Below are 19,184 nucleotides of genomic sequence, written 5' to 3'. Positions count from 1 at the left end.
CCCTGAAGCTTCCGAATCTTTTTCAACAATTAAAATAAAAAATAGAATAAAATGAATATCAAAAACATAATACTGTCCTTCATGGCACTGGGCCTGTTCTGGTCCTGTGCCGAGGACGATGCAGGCTACCCCATTGCCACCAATCGAGGGCCAGTAATGGTAGCGCAAAGTTTTAACCCTTCCGAGGATATTTCGGATACCGACATTATTGGAATCGTAAAGGCTTTTGATGCGGATGGGAACGCACTTACCTTCAGTTTAACCGCTAATGACGATGATATGTTCGAACTGACCAGTGATGGTCAGTTGAGCCTTGCCACGGGGAAAAACCTCGATTTTGAGACCAAACCACAGCATAGCATCACGGTAACTGTGACCGATGGTATCACTAATCCCATCAGCACTAATGTTACCATTGAAGTGGAAAATGTCATCGAGACCCTTTTTGAAGATCCAGCGGCCTTTATTACGGAGTGGGAAGTGGCCGAAGGTCAAGTGCTGACCATAGGTACCAATTTAGGCTATGAATACGATTATGTCATAGACTGGGGCGATGGAAACTCGCACGGGTCTTTAGATCAAAACCCATCCCATGAATATGCCGATGCCGGAACCTATTTGATAGCGATCAAAGGACAATTCCCTGCCATTCAAATGTTGAATGCAGATGCAGGTAGTAAGGAATCACTTGTGAGCGTTGTGCAATGGGGTACAGGTAAATGGCAGACGATGGAATGGGCTTTTGTTGACTGTTCCAATCTTACAGGCTTTACGGCTACCGATACGCCTGACCTCTCTGAAGTCACCTCATTGAGGTCCATGTTCTTAAATGCCTCTTCCTTTAATGGTGCTATGGGGAATTGGGATACTAGTACCGTGACAGAATTGCAAAATATGTTTTCAGGAGCTTCAGCATTCAATCAAAGCATAGGAAGCTGGGATACTGGTAATGTATTCAATATGAGAGGAATGTTTAGGGATGCGGTTTCGTTCAATCAGAATATTGGGGATTGGAATACAGGCAATGTGTTGGCTACGAGTGCCATGTTTCAAGGAGCAACTTCCTTTAACCAAAATATTAGTGGTTGGGATATATCCCAGGTCACAGATGTAGAGAATATGTTTGACGGTGCTACCGCTTTTGACCAGAATTTAGGAGGATGGGATATCGGAAGTGTCTTCACCATGGAATTTATGTTGGATAACAGCGGTATGTCCGCCGCCAACCTTAATGCCACACTAATCGGCTGGAACAATTATGTGGAAGAGAACGAGGGGCCAAAGAACATCACCGTAGGTGTTGATGGACTTTCCATTTGCGGACCAGAGGTGGTGGAAGCCATTCAAAGCCTTACCATAAACCATAATTGGGCCCTAACGGGCACATTGCAAGCTGAGGCTGACTGCCCAGAAGAAGAGGCAGAAGAAGTAGCAGAATAAAAATCTATACTGACAAGTCTTACGTTGGGTTATTTTTCCACCGGGCGACCTTCGGGTCCTCGGTGGTTTTTTTTTGCTGAGCATGCCTGCCTGCGGCAAAGGCAGGTTTCAGTATTGTTCCGCACCTGATGCGGAATCCATGAGTTGTTAACTGCGGATTCCTGTGCGGGTAGGAATGACAGTTCCGGTATCGCGGCACGGGGTCATTTCCACCTGAAATGCGAAGCACCGATGTAGAAATCTGTTTGAAAAATTCAAGTTCAAGCATCAAGTTCAAAACAAGACTGAACTCACAACATCAAACCCGCAACTCTAAACCCATAACTTCTAACTTCCGACTTCCGACTTCTGACTTCCGACTTCTGACTCCCGACTTCTGACTCCCGACTTCTGACTTCCGACTTCTGACTTCCGACTTCTGACTTCCGACAAAATAAACACCAACCGTTTACTCCATACTGCCAACAGAATCATTGCTCACTGTCATTCAATCCAATCAACTACTGCACAATTTTTAGAAAACAGTGAATTGATGCCGTCCCGAAAAACATTTGTATTTTTACGGTCGTTTTGTAACGTACAAATCTGTTTAGCAATTATCCTTTCAAAAAATAGAATATGAATCAATATGATGTAGCCATCATCGGCTCAGGACCAGGAGGCTATGTGGCGGCCATTCGTTGTGCCCAGTTGGGAATGAAAACGGCCATAATAGAAAAATATGCAACCTTGGGCGGTACTTGCCTTAACGTGGGGTGTATTCCTTCCAAGGCATTATTGGACTCTTCGCACCATTATGAAGATGCCGTAAAGCATTTTGAAGAACACGGTATTGAAATCCCGGGAGAGGTAAAGGTCAATTTGGAACAAATGATCGCCCGTAAACAGGGCGTTGTGGACCAAACCACCAAGGGCATTGAGTTTTTGATGAGCAAAAATAAAATCGATGTGTACCATGGGGTAGGAAGCTTTAAGGATGCCACCCATGTCCATATTGCCAAAGAGGATGGGGAGGAAACCATTGAGGCCAAGAACATCATTATCGCAACAGGTTCCAAACCTGCGTCCTTGCCATTTATCGAAATTGATAAAGAACGCATTATTACTTCCACCGAGGCCTTAAAACTGAAAGAAGTTCCAAAGCACATGATTGTCATTGGCGGTGGTGTTATTGGCCTGGAATTGGGTCAGGTTTACAAGCGTTTGGGAGCAGAGGTTACTGTGGTCGAATACATGGACCGAATCATCCCTGGGATGGACGCTGCCCTTTCCAAAGAGTTGACCAAGGTGATGAAAAAGCAAAAAGTAAAGTTCAACCTATCCCACAAGGTGAAATCTGTGGAGCGTAAAGGCGATGAGGTCATTGTAAAGGCAGATGACAAAAAGGGTGAAGAGGTTACACTTAAAGGCGATTACTGCTTGGTAAGTGTTGGTCGAAAACCTTACACGGACGGATTAAATGCCGAAGCAGCTGGAGTAAAGCTGGATGATAGAGGTCGCGTTGAAGTAAACGAGCATCTACAGACCAATGTTTCCAATATCTACGCCATTGGAGACGTGGTAAAAGGAGCCATGTTGGCACACAAAGCGGAAGAAGAGGGCACCATGGTTGCCGAACTGTTGGCCGGACAAAAGCCACACATCGATTACAATTTGATTCCCGGGGTCGTGTATACTTGGCCGGAAGTTGCCGCGGTTGGAAAAACCGAGGAGCAATTGAAGGAAGAAGGTATCGAATACAAATCAGGACAGTTTCCCATGCGCGCATTGGGCAGGGCCCGTGCCAGTATGGACATTGATGGATTTGTAAAAATACTAGCTGACAAGAAAACGGATGAGGTGTTGGGCATTCATATGATTGGAGCACGTTGTGCCGATTTGATTGCCGAAGGCGTTACCGCCATGGAGTTCAGGGCTTCCGCTGAGGATATTTCCCGAATGAGCCATGCGCACCCCACTTTTGCCGAAGCCGTTAAGGAAGCTGCCTTGGCAGCCACAGATGATAGAGCATTGCATGTGTAACTAAAAAGTCGAACTGGCAGGTATTCATTTTATTGAATACTTTTCATTTCGAGTGTTTTTTTGAACCCAAATTCAAAAAAATGTATCGATAAAGGGTTTATTGAAGTATAATCATAATTAAAAGCATTCAATCTTAGGGATTGGATGCTTTTTTTAGCTTCGTACGGTACGTAAAACACGCTTTAGGAAAAGATGAAGGCGAACCATCAGCTCTTTCAGTAATGGAAGTGTAATCTCCTTTGCTTCAACAATTTGTGCTCTGGCAAAAGCAATCCCCGAGGCAATCTGTGATTTGATATGCGCCTCGTGTTTATGGTATTGCAAGGCCAAGAAGGTGCAGACCATCATGAACAATAGTGCTCCCGGAACAACGACTTCGGGAGAAAGGGAACGATTGAAAAATCGGTACAGTCCCAAACCGGTAAAACTTCCGTAAAGAATCACAAAGTGAATTACGTAAATGGATAATGTGCTTGCGCCAATATTCAAAACGGTTTTGTTGGTCATCCAACTACGGAGCATCATAAATACGGCAAATACCACAAACACATTCCCCAAACGTATAAATAGGTAATTGTTGGTCAACAATAACTTTAGGAATCCAAATCCGGTCGCTTCATACAGGGCGGCGAATGCAGGGGTCGAATGATAAATCAATACATAGCCTACCAACAGGGCAATGGAAATGGCGGTGGGATACAAATACCTGAAATGCTTGAAGCGAGTGAACAACACTGCAATGAACGCTCCCATGGTGGCATAGCCGAACCATGGGATAATGGTGAACACCGAACCATTGGCTTTTGTAAAGTAATTGGCGAGAAAATCAGGCAAAAAAGCAAAAGACCATGGTTTATAGGTCCGTTCGAACAAAAACAGCAAAAGGGTGGTGGTGACCAAGACCAATGGAAAAACGTATTCTTTCTTTTTGGCAGTGAGCAGGTAAAGCCCAATAAGGCCTAAAATGGAAAGCCCGATACAATGGAGCACATCCACCAGATAAAATGAATTATAAATCTCTCCTTTGAGCAATCCGCCAAGGTTTAAACGCAATAGATATCCAATGGCCAGCAATTGCAGACCACGACGAATGCCTTTGGCAACCCTCGGGTTTTCCATTCCTTTTTGGGGAGCTCTGATGAGCAGATACGTAAAAATAAAACCGGAAACTGTAAAGAACACTGGGGCAGTAATTCCCCTAAAATAGAGCCAAACCGCATAAACCGGATTGTTGGGATCCCTAAAAACGGGGTCCAAGAGACCATCGATGAAATGCCCTTGCAGCATCATCAAAATGGCCCAAGCACGCATGGCATCAATAAAAAACAATCTGTTCTTGTCCGTTGTCATCCAATTTTTGTTCACCCTATATACTTGTTTAGCAAGCAGTTTGGATGTTACTCGCGCCAAAAATATGGAAAATAGTCGCAGGTATATATCAATTACGGTATTTTAGCGAAACAATCAACGATTTTTAGTTATGGCTGCAATTTTGGCATTTGCCGGGAGCAATTCTTCAACTTCCATCAATTTTAAATTGGTAGAACTCACCACATCTTTAGTGCAAAATCATGATTTACAGACCTTAAACATGGCTGAGCATCCTTTTCCGATGTTTAGTGAAGACCTGGAAAGGGAAAAAGGGTATCCTGATGCACTTACCGGGTTGAAGGACCAGATTGCTCAAGCCGATGGCATCATTTTATCGGTAAACGAGCATAATGGCAATCCATCCGCCTACTTTAAAAACCTTTTGGATTGGTTGTCCCGATTGGAGCGCAACTTTTTGGAGGGCACCAAGGTATTTTTGATGTCAACTTCCGGCGGAAAGCGAGGGGCAAAGGGTTCGTTGGTAGTGATTGAAAGCATGTTGCCGCGCTTTGGGGCCGAGATAGTGGCTACATTTTCTTTGCCATCCTTTTACGATAACTTTAGCGAGGATGGGATTTTGGACGAAGACCTCAAGACTGGGCATCAGCATGCGTTGCAGACGTTTTTGGATTCATTAAACTAAAAGCTCTTGCGGACGCATCGGTCATTCAAGATACATTCGGTACAGCAGTGCAAGGAATCCTTGCTCCAATGGTCCAGGAACTATGGACACGTAGTTTGGTTGGACAGTAACTCCCATCACGACCCATATTCCAGTTTTGAGGCCTGCCTCGCCGTTGGTGCATCAACATTTTGCAACGACTTAGAAGAAATCAAATCATTTTTAAGGCAAACACCAGATTGGCTGTTTGGCTATTTTTCTTATGATGTAAAAAATGTGTTGGAAGATTTGACTTCCTCCCATGAGGATGGTTTGGATTTTCCGATGATACAATTCTTTCAGCCCCAAAAGCTCATAGTAGTAGCGGATGGTCAACTCCATTTTAAGTATTTGGATGCTATTGGGCATGAAATAGAATCGGATTTTGCCGAAATCCATGATACAAAAAGCAAGGGTGACGCTTTGAAGCCTCGTGAAACCATCAAAATAAAGATGCGAATCCATAAGGATGCCTACTTCGAAAAGGCGCACCAATTCTTGGAGCACATGCATAGGGGGGATATTTACGAGGCCAATTTTTGTCAAGAATTTTATGCCGAGGAGTTTCAATTGGATCCTTGGGCAACCTATCAAAAACTGAATCGTATTTCGGAACCTCCTTTTGCCGTATTCGCGCGTTTTTCAGACAAGTATTTGATGTGCGCTTCTCCAGAGCGCTATCTTAAAAGGATAGGCACAAAGGTGATTTCACAGCCCATTAAAGGCACTGCTCGAAGAGGTGAGGACAAGCTGGAAGATGAGCAGATCAAAGAATCCCTTAGCTTGGATAAAAAAGAACGTTCGGAGAACATCATGATCACCGATTTGGTGCGCAACGATCTTTCCAAAAGTGCGGTCAAGGGATCCGTTCAGGTTGAAGAACTCTGCAAACCTTATACTTTTAAGCAAGTACATCAGTTGATTTCTACCATAGTGGCCGAGGTTCCGGAAAACAAGTCATCTATTGACCTCATTAGGGAAACTTTCCCTATGGGAAGTATGACGGGCGCCCCGAAAATATCGGCCATGAAAATCATTGAAGATTTGGAAGAGACCAAACGGGGATTATACAGCGGTACGGTAGGCTATTTTAGCCCAAACGGCGATTTTGATTTCAATGTGGTTATCCGAAGCATTTTGTACAACGCTTCCAAAAAATACGTCTCCTATTCTGTTGGGAGTGCCATTACGGCACAATCGGACCCCGAAAAGGAATATCAGGAGTGCCTGCTCAAAGCCAAAGCTATGCGGACGGTTTTGGAGGAGGGATAATGTTTATTCGTAAATTTGCGAAATGCTCCAGAAGTTCAACCAACACATCAACGAAAATTTTTCTTTTCTAAAAGAAAAGAAACTGTTGGTTGCTTGCAGTGGTGGAGTGGACAGCGTGGTATTGGCGCATTTGTGTAAAGCTACCAAATTGCATATTGCTATGGCACACTGCAACTTTGGGCTTAGAGGAAAAGAGAGTGATGGTGATGCGGATTTTGTGAACAATTGGGCATCGAACATGGGAACTCATTGTTTTGTGAAACAGTTTGATGTAGACAGCCACATGAAAAATCATGGCGGCTCCGTTCAGATGGCGGCACGTGAGCTTCGCTACCACTGGTTTGCCGAGCTTTTGGATGCTGAGGGCTTTGATTTTGTGCTGACAGCGCACCATGCGGATGACAATCTAGAAACATTTTTGATCAATTTATCTCGCGGCACTGGGATTTCGGGACTTACGGGCATCCCTGAAAGGAATGATAAAATCATAAGGCCGCTGCTCCCTTTCTCACAGGATGAAATTCGGGAATACGCCCAATCCGCTGGTCTTGCATGGCGTGAGGATAGCAGCAATGCAAGTAGCAAATACCTCAGAAACAAGATTCGTCATCAAATTGTACCCGTGCTCAAGGAGCTGCACCCAACTTTTTTGCAAAATTTCCGGTCCACGCAAAAGCATCTGGGTCAAACCAACGACTTGATCAGTCACCATATCAAGTCATTGAAATCTCAATTGTTCAAGTCAGAAGACGAAATCATCAGAATCAGCATATCGGAACTGAAACAATTGAAACCCTTGGAAGCCTATCTATATTATCTGTTTCAGGAGTATGGATTTTCTGAATGGGAAGATATACAAGGACTGCTTTCAGCAATGAGTGGGAAGCAAGTGGTCTCAAAAACTCATATCTTGTTGAAGGATAGAGATTGTTTGTTGCTAACACCAAAAGAGAATAGGGTAAATGAATCATATCCTGTCTATTTGGACGGAACCCCATGTGAATTGCCGATATCGCTAAAAATTGAATCGGTTGAAAAGTTGGAGAAAGCAGGGAAGAATGTGGTTTATTTGGATAAGGAAAAGTTAAACCCACCCTTATTGTTAAGATATTGGGAAAAAGGCGACTATTTTTACCCTTTTGGGATGCAGGGCAAAAAAAAACTGTCCAAGTTTTTCAAGGATGAAAAAATGGATGTTGTTTCCAAAGGAAAACAATGGTTGCTCTGTTCCGCGGATGATATTGTTTGGGTCGTTGGCAAAAGGGCCGATGAACGCTTCAAAGTGGAGGAATCGACCCGCGAAATAATTAAGATTACACAGTTGCTATGAGATTATTGGTACTCTTTTTTGGACTATTGTTTATTGGTACAGGCGTTGCTCTGGCCCAAACGGATGAAAATCCTGCAGTATGGAGCCACGAGGTTCGCCAGCTATCGGATACTGAATATGAATTGGTGTTCAAGGGAAAAATCATGGAGGGATGGCACGTATACTCCCAGCATACAGCCGAAGGTGGCGCCCTACCTAGTGAGTTTACTTTTGAAAAAGCAGGGGAAGACTATGAATTGGTCGGGGTCACAGAGGAGAGTGAGACCATTACCGAATACAGTGATATTTTTGAAGTGGATGAGACCTTTTTTAAGGAAGAGGCCATTTTTACCCAAAAAATTAAACTCCTCGACCCGGAGGTAAATCAAATTTCTGTAAATCTCTTTTATCAGATTTGTAAAGAGGTGTGTCTCCCAGTAGATGAATTCTTCCAAATTTCGTTGGATGGAAGTGGATTTGTGGCAGAAGAGACCTCCTTGGATGAACGAAGTGTGGCCTTGGGCGAATCGCTAAAGGTTGATTTAAAGAACAAGGAACTGCTCCAACAAGATGGAGTGACCGATTCCGAAGGCAAATCGAACCTTTGGGTGATTTTTGGACTTGGATTCATCGGCGGACTTATAGCCTTGTTGACGCCCTGCGTTTTCCCCATGATTCCGCTAACAGTGTCCTTTTTCACCAAACAGACCAAGCAGAAATCCAAGGGGATTGCCAATGCCTTGCTCTATGGATTTTTCATTGTGCTGATTTATTTCTTGTTGAGTTTACCGTTTCATTTGTTCAATTCGGTGGACTCCCAAATATTGAATACCATCGCCACCAATATCTGGCTTAATGTATTCTTCTTTGTCATTTTTGTTTTCTTTGCCTTTTCTTTCTTTGGTTACTACGAGCTGACCTTACCGAGTTCCTGGGCCAATAAGATGGACTCGGCATCCTCCAAAGTAGGAGGGGGACTGGGTATCTTTTTTATGGCCTTGACCTTGGCCATTGTTTCATTTTCCTGTACGGGACCAATTTTGGGTGGACTCTTGGGCAGTACCACCTTGGCAGAAGGAAATGTAGCTACCAATTTAACTTCAGGGATGGTCGGTTTTGGTTTGGCCTTGGCCTTGCCCTTTGCCTTGTTTGCCATGTTCCCGGCTTGGTTGAATTCACTACCTAAATCAGGGGGATGGATGACCACGGTAAAAGTGGTGTTGGGCTTTTTGGAACTGGCTTTGGCCTTCAAATTCTTATCCAATGCGGATTTGGTAGGGAATTGGGGCATTTTGAAACGGGAAATATTCGTAGGTATTTGGGTGGTGTTGTTTGTATTGATGACCCTTTACTTATTCGGATTGTTCAGGTTTCCGCATGATGGTCCCAAAAAGAATTTGTCTCCTTCCAGAAAGATTGTTGGGCTGATCAGCTTTGCTTTTACTGTGTATTTGGCGCTTGGTCTGTTCAACATCAATGCATTGAAATTGTTGAGTGGATTTCCGCCTCCCGGTTTTTACAGTGTGGTAGAAACCGAAAGTGATTGTCCACTAGGCTTGGACTGTTTTAAGGACTTTGAGGAAGGCGTTGCCCATGCACAGGAAGTGAACAAACCCATTTTGCTTGATTTTACGGGATGGGCCTGTGTGAATTGCAGAAAAATGGAAGAAAATGTATGGAGCGATTCAAGCGTGTACCCTTTATTGAAGGACGAGTATGTGCTTATTTCACTTTATGTGGATGATAGGAAGGAGTTGCCGGATTCCGAAAAGTTTGATTTTAAATATGATTCAGGACGGGTAAAAGCCATTGAAACCATTGGACAAAAGTGGGGCACGTTCCAAACCATCAACTTTAATGCGGCATCGCAACCCTATTATGTGCTGTTGTCACCCGATTTGGAGATATTGAACGAAGCTGTGCAGTATGTGGATGTGGACACCTACGAAGATTGGTTAAAATCCGGTTTGGAAAAACATCAGCTATCCATGAACAAATAATTGACATTTGTCAATCAATTTTGTTCAACATCTAAAAAAATAATTATACATTAGGTCTACTAATCGACTTAACCCTTCTTTGTGAAAACATACAAAAAGATTCTTCTTGTTCTAGCAGGATTACTTCTACTTGTCATTATTGGCGTAGCCCTATTTATCAACAGTCTCAAACCGGATTATGAAGGGGAAAAATCCCTTCCAGGCCTTTCCGGTGAGGTAAATACTTATTTCGACCCCTACGGAATCCCCCATATTTATGCCGAGAATGAGACAGATGCCCTTAAGGCTTTGGGATATGTGCATGCCCAAGATCGTTTGTGGCAAATGGAGCTCTTGCGAAGGGTGGCCAAAGGAAGACTTTCCGAGGTGTTTGGGAAGGATATGGTGAAGACCGATAAGTTTTTTCTCTCCCTTGGAATTGATGAGCATACCCGGGAAACATTGGAAGGATTGGACAAAAGCAGTGAGCCTATCGTGCTTTCACAAGCCTATTTGGATGGGATCAATGCTTTTATAGAAGAAGGTCCCACGCCCATAGAGTTTTACTTGACTGGGATAGATAAAGAACCCTTTACCATTGAAGATGTGTACAATGCGGTGGGATATATGGCCTTTAGTTTTGCCATGGCCCATAAAACGGACCCATTCCTTACTAGTTTACGGAATAAATTGGGTGACGATTACATGAAGGACATGGCCATTGATTCCGATTCTTCTACCGTATGGATAAAAAATTACAAAGGAGAGTCGGTCGACACCTTGGGAACCCAAATTACCGCAAGTGTGGATGAGGCATTGAAAAAATTGCCCATACCTCAATTTGAAGGCAGTAATAGTTGGGTGATAGCCCCGCAAAAGACCAAAAACGGCAAGGTGATTTTAGCAAACGACCCGCATATCGGTTTTGCACAGCCCTCGGTTTGGTACGAGGCCCACGTGAGCACTCCTACCTATGAAAAATATGGATATCATTTGGCAGGTGTTCCGTTCCCGTTATTGGGTCACGACAGAAAAATAGCCTATGGACTTACGATGTTCGAAAACGATGACATCGATTTTTATTATGAGGAAACCAATCCATCCGACAGTACTCAATACAAAACAGCAGAAGGTTGGAAAACCTACCAATTAGTAAACAAGACCATAAAGGTTAAGGATGGTGAAGATGTGGCCTTTTCATACAAAAAAACACATCACGGTCCGGTGCTGAACAACATTGCCGACCAAATATCCGGGGAGCGGCCCATAAGCATGTCTTGGATATATACGAAACCCAAAAATATGGTGATGCATGCACTATATGGGCTTAGTCATGCCAAAAACATGGAGGAATTTAAAAGTGCTCTGCCCAATATTCATGCGCCCGGACTTAACGTAATGTACGGCGATGCCGATGGCAATGTAGCTTGGTGGGCCACAGCCAAACTTTATCAAATGCCCGACAGTTTGTCCACCAAGTTTGTGTTGGACGGGACATCTGGAAAAGAGGAGCCTTTGAGATACCTGGATTTTTCGGAGAATCCAATGGCCGAAAACCCATCATGGAATTACGTCTACTCTGCCAACAATCAACCCGATTCCATTGCAGGTATGTTATATCCCGGCTATTATTTGCCCGAAAATCGCGCCAAGCGCATAGTACAGTTATTGGATGCAAAAAACGACTGGGACAAGGAATCCGTTTCTGAAATGATATTGGATGTCACCTCACCCGTAAATACGGAAGTGGTCACCGAACTGATCAAGTTGTTTGATGTGACCAAAATGACCGAGGAACAATTGGTGATGGTAGATTCGCTGAGGAATTGGGATGGGAAGTATTCCTTGACCAGTACCAGTCCAGCCTTGTACCATCGGAGTCTCTATTTTATGGTCAAAAATACGGTGGAGGATGAAATGGGTACGGAAATGTTCAAACAGTTTTTGTCCACCCATTTATTCAAAAGACAAATTGCTTGGGGTGCTTCCATAGAGCGTTCCAAATGGTGGGACAATGTCAATACGCCCGATGTAGTGGAAACCAGACAGGATATGGTCATGGCTTCCTTTTCCGATGCATGGAATTCGTTGGTGGAAGATTTCGGACCCGACCCCAGCCAATGGACATGGGATAAACTGCATACGCTGGAGCATCCACACCCATTTGGGCAAGTGGAATCCTTGCGAGGCTATTTCAACGTAGGTCCATTTCCTGTGGAAGGCACTCGAGAAGTAATCAACAACCTTGCTTTTCCCTATGACAGCACAGGTTTTTACAAAGTAAATTCGGGTCCATCCACTCGGAGGATCATCGATTTTTCCGATGTGGAGAACAGCATCAGCATCTTGCCCACGGGCCAGTCGGGAAATCCGTTCAGCGAGCATTATCAGGATCAAGCCCAAATGTACGTGAATGGGGAGTTCCGTAAAATGATGATGAACAAGCAGGAAATTGAAGAAACTGCATCATCCATTTTGATCTTTCGTTAACCCAAAAGGGGCATCCGTCAATTCAAAAGGGGCATCCGTCAATTGAGTACCTATTCTTGAACATAGATTGTTTACATTTTCAATCTTTTTCAATTAGAAACAATTTATGCTCACAAAAGTTTACGGAAGTGCCGTTTTTGGTATAGAGGCCACCACCATTGTAGTGGAGGTCAATATCGACAAGGGAATCGGGTATCATTTGGTAGGATTGCCCGACAATGCCATCAAAGAAAGTAATTTTCGAATTGCCGCTGCCCTTCAGAACAACGATTACCGAATTCCCGGTAAAAAAATCACCATCAACATGGCTCCGGCCGATATGCGCAAGGAGGGTTCGGCCTACGATTTAACCTTGGCCATTGGAATATTGGCTGCGTCGGGACAAATCCGTTCGGAAAACATTGAAAACTATCTGATTATGGGAGAGCTTTCGTTGGACGGAAGCCTGCAACCCATTAAAGGCGCCCTTCCCATTGCGATTAAGGCCCAGCAAGAAGGCTTTGAAGGCTTTATCCTTCCCAAGGAAAATGCCAACGAAGCAGCCGTGGTAGACGGACTCAAGGTCTACGGCGTGGAAACCATTAAACAGGTTATTGATTTTTTTGATGCCGACCTTCCTCTGGAACAAACCGTGGTGGATACCCGAAAAACGTTTTACGAGCAACAGTACCTGCCAGAATTTGACTTTGCTGATGTGAAGGGACAGGAAAGCATAAAACGATGTATGGAAATTGCGGCTGCCGGCGGTCACAATATCATCTTGATAGGTCCCCCCGGAGCAGGGAAGACCATGCTGGCCAAGCGTTTACCGTCCATTTTGCCACCCATGACCTTGCACGAGGCCTTGGAAACCACCAAAATACACAGCGTGGTAGGCAAGGTGAAAAATAAAGGCTTGATGAGCCAGCGACCTTTCCGTAACCCGCACCATACCATAAGCAGTGCCGCCCTAGTGGGTGGTGGCAGTTATCCGCAACCCGGTGAAATATCGTTGGCCCACAATGGAGTCCTGTTTTTGGACGAGCTCCCCGAGTTTGAACGACGTGTACTGGAAGTGATGCGACAACCGATGGAAGACAGGGAGGTCACTATAGCCCGCGCCCAATTTACGGTTACTTATCCCAGTAGTTTTATGCTGGTGGCCAGCATGAATCCCAGTCCGGGAGGATATTTCAACGACCCCGATGCCCCTGTGACATCATCACCTGCAGAAATGCAGCGGTATTTGGGCAAAATATCGGGCCCTTTGTTGGATAGGATAGATATTCACATTGAGGTCACCCCGGTCCCTTTCGATAAATTGTCCGAAGACAGGAGAGGGGAGAGCAGTATCGTTATCCGAAAAAGAGTGGAAGCGGCCAGGGACATTCAGAACCAAAGGTTTGCCGAAATAGAGGGTATCCATTACAATGCCCAAATGGGAACCAAACATATTCGGGAGTTTTGCAAATTGAACGATTCCTCCAAAAATCTTTTAAAGGAGGCCATGCAACGACTGAATCTATCTGCGAGGGCTTATGACAGAATCTTAAAAGTATCCCGCACCATTGCCGATTTGGAAGGGTTTCCCGAGGTAACTGAAAACCATATCTCGGAAGCGATACAGTATCGAAGTCTGGATAGGGAAGGGTGGCTGGGTTAAGCTAAACCTCAAATTGATGAAAAAAGGGAATGCGAGCATGGAAAATAAACCAAAGGTTTATCATCAAATTGATAAGGTTAGGGTCTTTTGTGGATAGATATGGCGTGATTACGTTAAATATTGCTTAAACCGCTGTTGATAAGACTTTTAAACAGTACTTTCGCCCCGTTTTTTTTAAAATTTAGTGAACATGCAGTTTGTGGAGTTGAACCCAATGGGGAATTTTGACCCTTGGGAGCAGGAGAAGATAGATGAGTTGCTACATCAGGAAATCAAAGAATCGTTGAGTAATCGATTGGTTTTTGAAAATGAAGAGGTCAAGCTTTGGGATTTATGCCTTTTGCCCGGAGAACGTCTTAACTTTAGAAGGCACAATACCAATTACGGCTGGGTATGCACCACAGGAGGTTTGGTGATCACCCGTTACGGCAACGGTAAAATCGACATGATCAAATTAAACCCCGGGGATACCGAATATTTCGAAAATCGTGGCAAAAACTACGTCAACGATTTGGAAAACATTGGTGAGGCAACCGTAGTCATCAATATTTTGGAATACAAGGAAACCAAAAAAGAGAACAGATTTCAGTTTTCCAACTAAATGGCCTTGATGTTGGCTTTTAGTCCTTCGATGATTCCCATGATGTTCTCCACCGTTTCGTCCAAATAATATTTGATGGCCAAATGGGGAATCCGAACAGTGGTAAACCCATTTTTGAACGAATGCATGGCATCTTCAAGGTCGGCTATGGCCTGTTCGTGGGTGATCATGTTGTAGTTTTGGTCAATTTCGATGTTGAGCTTTACTCTGGAAATTGCTATATCCACAGATTTTTTTCCATCCCACCATTCCAGCATTGGAGATACACCGGCCTCTTTAAGGGCATAGAATAAATGAATGGCCTCAATTGGCGTATCATTGTTCAATATCACTCTTTTGATAAGCTTTGTATGTCTTTCGCAGAGTGTAACACCCAAAGATTCCTTGGAAGCTTTATATTGTTGGGGGTCAAGGCCTTTGCCACAATCCTTACATATCATAGGTTTTAGTCAAGTTTAGGTCTCAATAAGATTTGGTATAACCATAACTTTCAGTTTTTCGAAATCGTATAAAAAATCGATGTACGGCATCCCACTTTTAGACGAATGGCACTTTTTCGGATGAAATGCATGATTTGTCCATTTATACTTTTAATTTCAACCCACCAAAACCAAACCATCCATGTTTAAAAAAATAGGTCCGGGAGTTCTTGTTGCAGCAGCCTTTGTTGGGCCGGGAACCATAACCATGTGTACGCTAGCGGGAGCAAGTTTTGGATACGCTTTGCTGTGGGCTCTTTTGGTATCGGTAATAGCCACTATCGTATTGCAGGGCATGGCCGGTAGGATTGGACTCATAACCCAAAGTGGCCTAGTGGACGTGGTTCGGGCAGAACTGCGAACACCTTGGATTCGAAATATGGTCATCGCCATAGTGCTCGGTGCCATTTTGGTGGGAAATGCTGCCTATGAAGCTGGAAATATCGGCGGAGCCACTTTAGGATTGGAGCAGTTGTTGCCCTATCCTTCGGTAAAACCTTTTTTGCCCGCCATCATAGGTGGAATAATTTTTATGCTACTATGGTGGAGCAATTATAAGATTTTGGAAAAAATATTCGTGGGCTTGGTAGGCATTATGGGAGTAAGCTTCGTTATTTGTGCCATCATCACCCAACCATCGATTGGGGAAATTGTAAAGGGAATGTTTGTTCCAAAACTACCTGAAAACGGATTGCTTACCGTAATTGCCCTGGTGGGGACTACGGTGGTTCCTTACAATCTCTTTTTGCATGCCTCTTTGGTAAAGGAAAAATGGAATTCGCAAAAAGATCTAAAGGCAGTGCATTGGGACACTCTTATTTCCATAGGGTTGGGCGGTTTGGTTTCTATGGCCATATTGGTGACTGCCGCCGCTGCACCCATCTCCGAAATCAACAATGCCTTGGATATGGCCAAGGCCTTGGAGCCCTTATTTGGACAAATGGCATTTTTGTTCATGTCCATTGGGCTTTTGGCAGCGGGAATTACCTCAGCTATTACGGCCCCTTTAGCCGCCGCCTATGTGGCCAGTAGTTGCTTTGGCTGGAAAGGCGGAATGCAGCACAAAAAATTTAAAATGGTTTGGACCACGGTACTGCTTTGCGGGGTGGTGTTCCTTTCTTTTGATATTAAACCCATCGAAGTCATTCAATTTGCACAAGTGGCCAATGGGATTTTACTTCCCGTAATGGCCATTTTGCTCTTATGGGTTGTAAACAAAAACTCGGTGATGGGCGAACACCGAAACTCGGTTGTCCAGAATGCATTTGGCATCGCCATCGTTGCTTTTGCCATTTTTCTCGGTGCAAAAAGTATATTAAAAGTGATAGGTTTGTTTTAAATGGATCAGTTTACCATAGATATCAATTGTGATGTAGGCGAAGGTGTAGGGAACGAAGCGCAGATTTTTCCGTACATCAGTTCGTGCAATATTGCTTGCGGCGGACATGCGGGGGATATGGAAACCATGCGTGAAATAGTTTCTTTGGCCAAGCAGCACGGACTTAAAGTGGGCGCGCATCCATCATATCCGGATAAAGCCAATTTTGGCAGAGAGGTCATGGATATTTCGAACGAAGATCTTATCCAAAGCATTCAATCCCAATTGACAGATTTTGATGAAGTGCTAAATCAGGGAGAAATTACATTGCACCATATCAAAGCGCACGGTGCCTTGTACAATCAAACGGCGAAGGACAACCAACTGGCCATTGCCTATTTGGATGCCATTGCAGCATATAAAAATAAAGCTGTCCTGTATGTGCCTTATGGTTCAGAAATAGCAAGAATAGCTCAAGAACAAGGGTTTCAAATTTGGTATGAAGCTTTTGCGGACCGAAACTATAATCCTGACCTGTCCCTAGTTTCCAGAAAAACGGAAAATGCCCTTATTGAGCAACCTGAGGCAGTCTTGAAACATATTCTTCCCATCATCAAAAAAGGGGAAGTTTTAACTGTTGATGGTGGACTTCGACAAATCAGTGCGGATACGTTGTGCATTCATGGCGATACGGTTTCTGCTTTGGATATATTGATGTATCTTTCTAGAGAATTACCTCAAAATCAGGTAAAAATAGCATAGTGAAAAGTTACCCCATCAGTATAAAGCCCTTTGGTGAACGTGCCGTTCTGGTAGAATGGCCCAAAGAGGTGAGTGAATCCATTTTGGCCGACATTCTCGATTTTATGGATGCATTCAAAGAGCTGGAAATCCCAGGTTGGGAGATGTCCGTAGCCTATAATTCCTTGACCATGGTCTACAATCAGGACCATATTGATTTTGAGGAAACCAAAAAGATGATTGCGGAATGCCAAGAGCGTCAGGCCCAATCCAAAACAGAACGGATACAGCATTTATGGACACTGCCCGTTTGCTACGATTTGGAATTTGGAATGGACCTCGAAGATGCTTCCAAAACCTTGGGGCTTTCTCCCGAAGCGCTCATCGAACAGCATACTTCCCATCAATATGTGGTGTACGGCATCGGCTTTTTGCCCGGCTTTATGTATTTGGGTGGACTTCCTGCTTCTTTGGAAATCCCTCGCCGTGCCGAGCCAAGGTTAAAGGTTCCCAAAGGCTCGGTAGGACTTGCCAGCAAACAAACCGGTATTTATCCACAGGAATCGCCCGGCGGCTGGAACATTATCGGAAACTGTCCAGTGAATCTATTCGACCCCAAAAAGGATGACCCTTGCTTTGTGAAGGTAGGGGACAAGATACAGTTTGAATCTATTTCAAAAGCGGAATACAAACTGCATAAAATCGAGGGCGAAGTAGGTATATATGAACCCGAAAAAGTGGTGCTGAATGCTTAAAGTATTGAAACCTGGCCTCTATTTGACCATTCAAGACCTTGGAAGGTTCGGACATCGGGATATTGGTGTGCCCATAGCTGGGGCCATGGATGTGGAATCGGTAAAAAAAGCCAATCTGTTGTTGGAGAATGATGAGAACGATGCAGTATTGGAAATTACCATGACGGGCCCCACGCTCCAATTTGATACCGATACGTATATTAGTATGTCTGGTGCACATATCGCCGCTACCCTTAACAATGAACCAGTTGACACCTATACCGTAATCAAAGTGGGCAAAGGTGATATTTTGTCCTACGGTCGTCTGGAGAAGGGTTTCAGGGGGTATTTGGCCGTGAAAGGAGGTTTTCAAACGGAAAAACTGCTCCACAGTCGTTCACAGTTTTATCCCGTTACCAAGTCGGCCCGACTTAAAGATGGCGATGAGGTCCCGTACAAGGAAACCAAGTCGTACGAACCCAAAATATCGGAAGTCAAGATAGAAGAGCATTTTGAAAGCAATGTGCTCAAGGTGTACAAAGGCCCCGAGTTTTCGTTGCTTTCGGATGGGCAACTGACCGAGATCTTTACCAAAACCTATCATGTTTCCAAGGAAAACAATCGAATGGCCTATCAAATTTCGGAGCTCATCGCAGGGCATTCGCATACCATGCTTACTTCCGGGACCTTGCCGGGCACTATCCAGCTTACGCCAGCAGGCCGTATGATCATTTTGATGAAAGATGGTCAAACCACGGGCGGTTACCCACGTATTTTGCAACTTTCAGAAGCGTCCATCTCCATTTTGGCCCAAAAGAAGTACGGGGATGAATTGCGGTTTAAACTGATTTAAAAAAATCTCCAAGGCCTTCGTACCAAAAACAATTATTTTTTGTACCATTGGTGTATGGAAATAAATAACCAAGTCATCGTAGCTGTCATTATTATTCCAAGAACGGGGTGATACGGACTTGTTATTGACTTAAAAGGCCTGTATCCCACCACGATACAGGCCTTTTTTATTTCAGAGAAAATTAATTGAATGTTGGATTTTTAAACCATCTAAAAGTTTGAAAAACAGTAATTTATGTATATTATGTTTCCAGTGGATTTAAACAGGGAACA

The 19,184-nt window shown here is 44.0% G+C and carries 15 protein-coding genes; 13 read left to right on the top strand and 2 right to left on the bottom strand.

The window, feature by feature from the left end; translation table 11 throughout:
• The first annotated feature begins 51 nt into the window (after positions 1 to 51).
• Together GGE08_RS05075 and lpdA are read left to right on the top strand one after the other, a co-directional pair.
• On the top strand, positions 52 to 1,440 hold the full coding sequence (locus GGE08_RS05075; RefSeq protein ID WP_179383828.1) for a BspA family leucine-rich repeat surface protein: 1,389 nt from the start codon (positions 52 to 54) through the stop codon (positions 1,438 to 1,440).
• 618 nt (positions 1,441 to 2,058) lie between these two features.
• Positions 2,059 to 3,462, top strand: a complete 1,404-nt coding sequence (lpdA, locus tag GGE08_RS05070) for a dihydrolipoyl dehydrogenase (protein ID WP_179383827.1) — start codon at positions 2,059 to 2,061, stop codon at positions 3,460 to 3,462.
• A 153-nt stretch (positions 3,463 to 3,615) separates the two neighbouring features.
• Here lpdA and GGE08_RS05065 read toward each other — a convergent pair whose 3' ends face one another.
• Positions 3,616 to 4,812, bottom strand: a complete 1,197-nt coding sequence (locus GGE08_RS05065) for a heparan-alpha-glucosaminide N-acetyltransferase domain-containing protein (protein WP_179384561.1) — start codon at positions 4,810 to 4,812, stop codon at positions 3,616 to 3,618.
• Between the two features lie 130 nt (positions 4,813 to 4,942).
• Here GGE08_RS05065 and GGE08_RS05060 point away from each other — a divergent pair, with 130 nt between their 5' ends.
• The 7 genes from GGE08_RS05060 to GGE08_RS05030 all read left to right on the top strand — a co-directional run bounded on the left by GGE08_RS05060 (position 4,943) and on the right by GGE08_RS05030 (position 14,787).
• Positions 4,943 to 5,476 (top strand): NADPH-dependent FMN reductase, encoded by a 534-nt coding sequence (locus GGE08_RS05060; protein WP_179383826.1) that lies wholly within the window; start codon positions 4,943 to 4,945, stop codon positions 5,474 to 5,476.
• Between the two features lie 6 nt (positions 5,477 to 5,482).
• A complete protein-coding gene (locus GGE08_RS05055) occupies positions 5,483 to 6,766 on the top strand; it encodes an anthranilate synthase component I family protein (RefSeq protein ID WP_179383825.1) in 1,284 nt (427 codons plus the stop codon).
• Between the two features lie 22 nt (positions 6,767 to 6,788).
• Positions 6,789 to 8,096 carry a tRNA lysidine(34) synthetase TilS gene (gene tilS / locus GGE08_RS05050; protein WP_179383824.1) on the top strand — a complete coding sequence of 436 codons (1,308 nt, stop codon included), beginning with the start codon at positions 6,789 to 6,791 and terminating at the stop codon, positions 8,094 to 8,096.
• Complete coding sequence (locus GGE08_RS05045; protein WP_179383823.1) at positions 8,093 to 10,075, top strand: protein-disulfide reductase DsbD; 1,983 nt, start codon at positions 8,093 to 8,095, stop codon at positions 10,073 to 10,075. Before tilS ends, GGE08_RS05045 begins: the two co-directional genes overlap by 4 nt.
• Before the next feature lie 81 nt (positions 10,076 to 10,156).
• Positions 10,157 to 12,544, top strand: coding sequence for a penicillin acylase family protein (locus GGE08_RS05040; RefSeq protein ID WP_179383822.1), 2,388 nt, complete (start codon positions 10,157 to 10,159; stop codon positions 12,542 to 12,544).
• A gap of 106 nt (positions 12,545 to 12,650) precedes the next feature.
• Positions 12,651 to 14,186 (top strand): YifB family Mg chelatase-like AAA ATPase, encoded by a 1,536-nt coding sequence (locus GGE08_RS05035; RefSeq protein ID WP_179383821.1) that lies wholly within the window; start codon positions 12,651 to 12,653, stop codon positions 14,184 to 14,186.
• 190 nt (positions 14,187 to 14,376) lie between these two features.
• Positions 14,377 to 14,787 carry a hypothetical protein gene (locus GGE08_RS05030; protein ID WP_179383820.1) on the top strand — a complete coding sequence of 137 codons (411 nt, stop codon included), beginning with the start codon at positions 14,377 to 14,379 and terminating at the stop codon, positions 14,785 to 14,787.
• On the opposite strand, the gene GGE08_RS05025 is transcribed toward GGE08_RS05030, so the two are convergent.
• Complete coding sequence (locus GGE08_RS05025) at positions 14,784 to 15,227, bottom strand: hypothetical protein (RefSeq protein ID WP_179383819.1); 444 nt, start codon at positions 15,225 to 15,227, stop codon at positions 14,784 to 14,786. The two genes, GGE08_RS05030 and GGE08_RS05025, sit on opposite strands and share 4 nt — an antisense overlap.
• A gap of 181 nt (positions 15,228 to 15,408) precedes the next feature.
• On the opposite strand from GGE08_RS05025, the gene GGE08_RS05020 reads away from it, so the two are divergent.
• Genes GGE08_RS05020 through GGE08_RS05005 form a run of 4 tightly spaced genes read left to right on the top strand, consistent with a single transcriptional unit; the run spans position 15,409 to position 18,912 of the window.
• Positions 15,409 to 16,605 (top strand): Nramp family divalent metal transporter, encoded by a 1,197-nt coding sequence (locus tag GGE08_RS05020; protein ID WP_179383818.1) that lies wholly within the window; start codon positions 15,409 to 15,411, stop codon positions 16,603 to 16,605.
• Positions 16,606 to 17,346: a 5-oxoprolinase subunit PxpA gene (gene pxpA, locus GGE08_RS05015; protein ID WP_179383817.1), complete on the top strand. Its 741-nt coding sequence runs from the start codon at positions 16,606 to 16,608 to the stop codon at positions 17,344 to 17,346.
• Positions 17,346 to 18,080: a 5-oxoprolinase subunit PxpB gene (pxpB, locus tag GGE08_RS05010; protein ID WP_179383816.1), complete on the top strand. Its 735-nt coding sequence runs from the start codon at positions 17,346 to 17,348 to the stop codon at positions 18,078 to 18,080. Before pxpA ends, pxpB begins: the two co-directional genes overlap by 1 nt.
• Complete coding sequence (locus GGE08_RS05005; RefSeq protein ID WP_179383815.1) at positions 18,073 to 18,912, top strand: biotin-dependent carboxyltransferase family protein; 840 nt, start codon at positions 18,073 to 18,075, stop codon at positions 18,910 to 18,912. The genes pxpB and GGE08_RS05005 overlap by 8 nt, the downstream gene beginning before the upstream one ends.
• Positions 18,913 to 19,184 lie beyond the last annotated feature (272 nt).

The organism is Allomuricauda sp. ARW1Y1 (assembly GCF_013407935.1).
Classification (GTDB): Bacteria; Bacteroidota; Bacteroidia; order Flavobacteriales; family Flavobacteriaceae; genus Flagellimonas.
The sequence above is the reverse complement of the archived record's forward strand: the minus strand, read 5'-3'. Positions and strand labels throughout refer to the sequence as shown.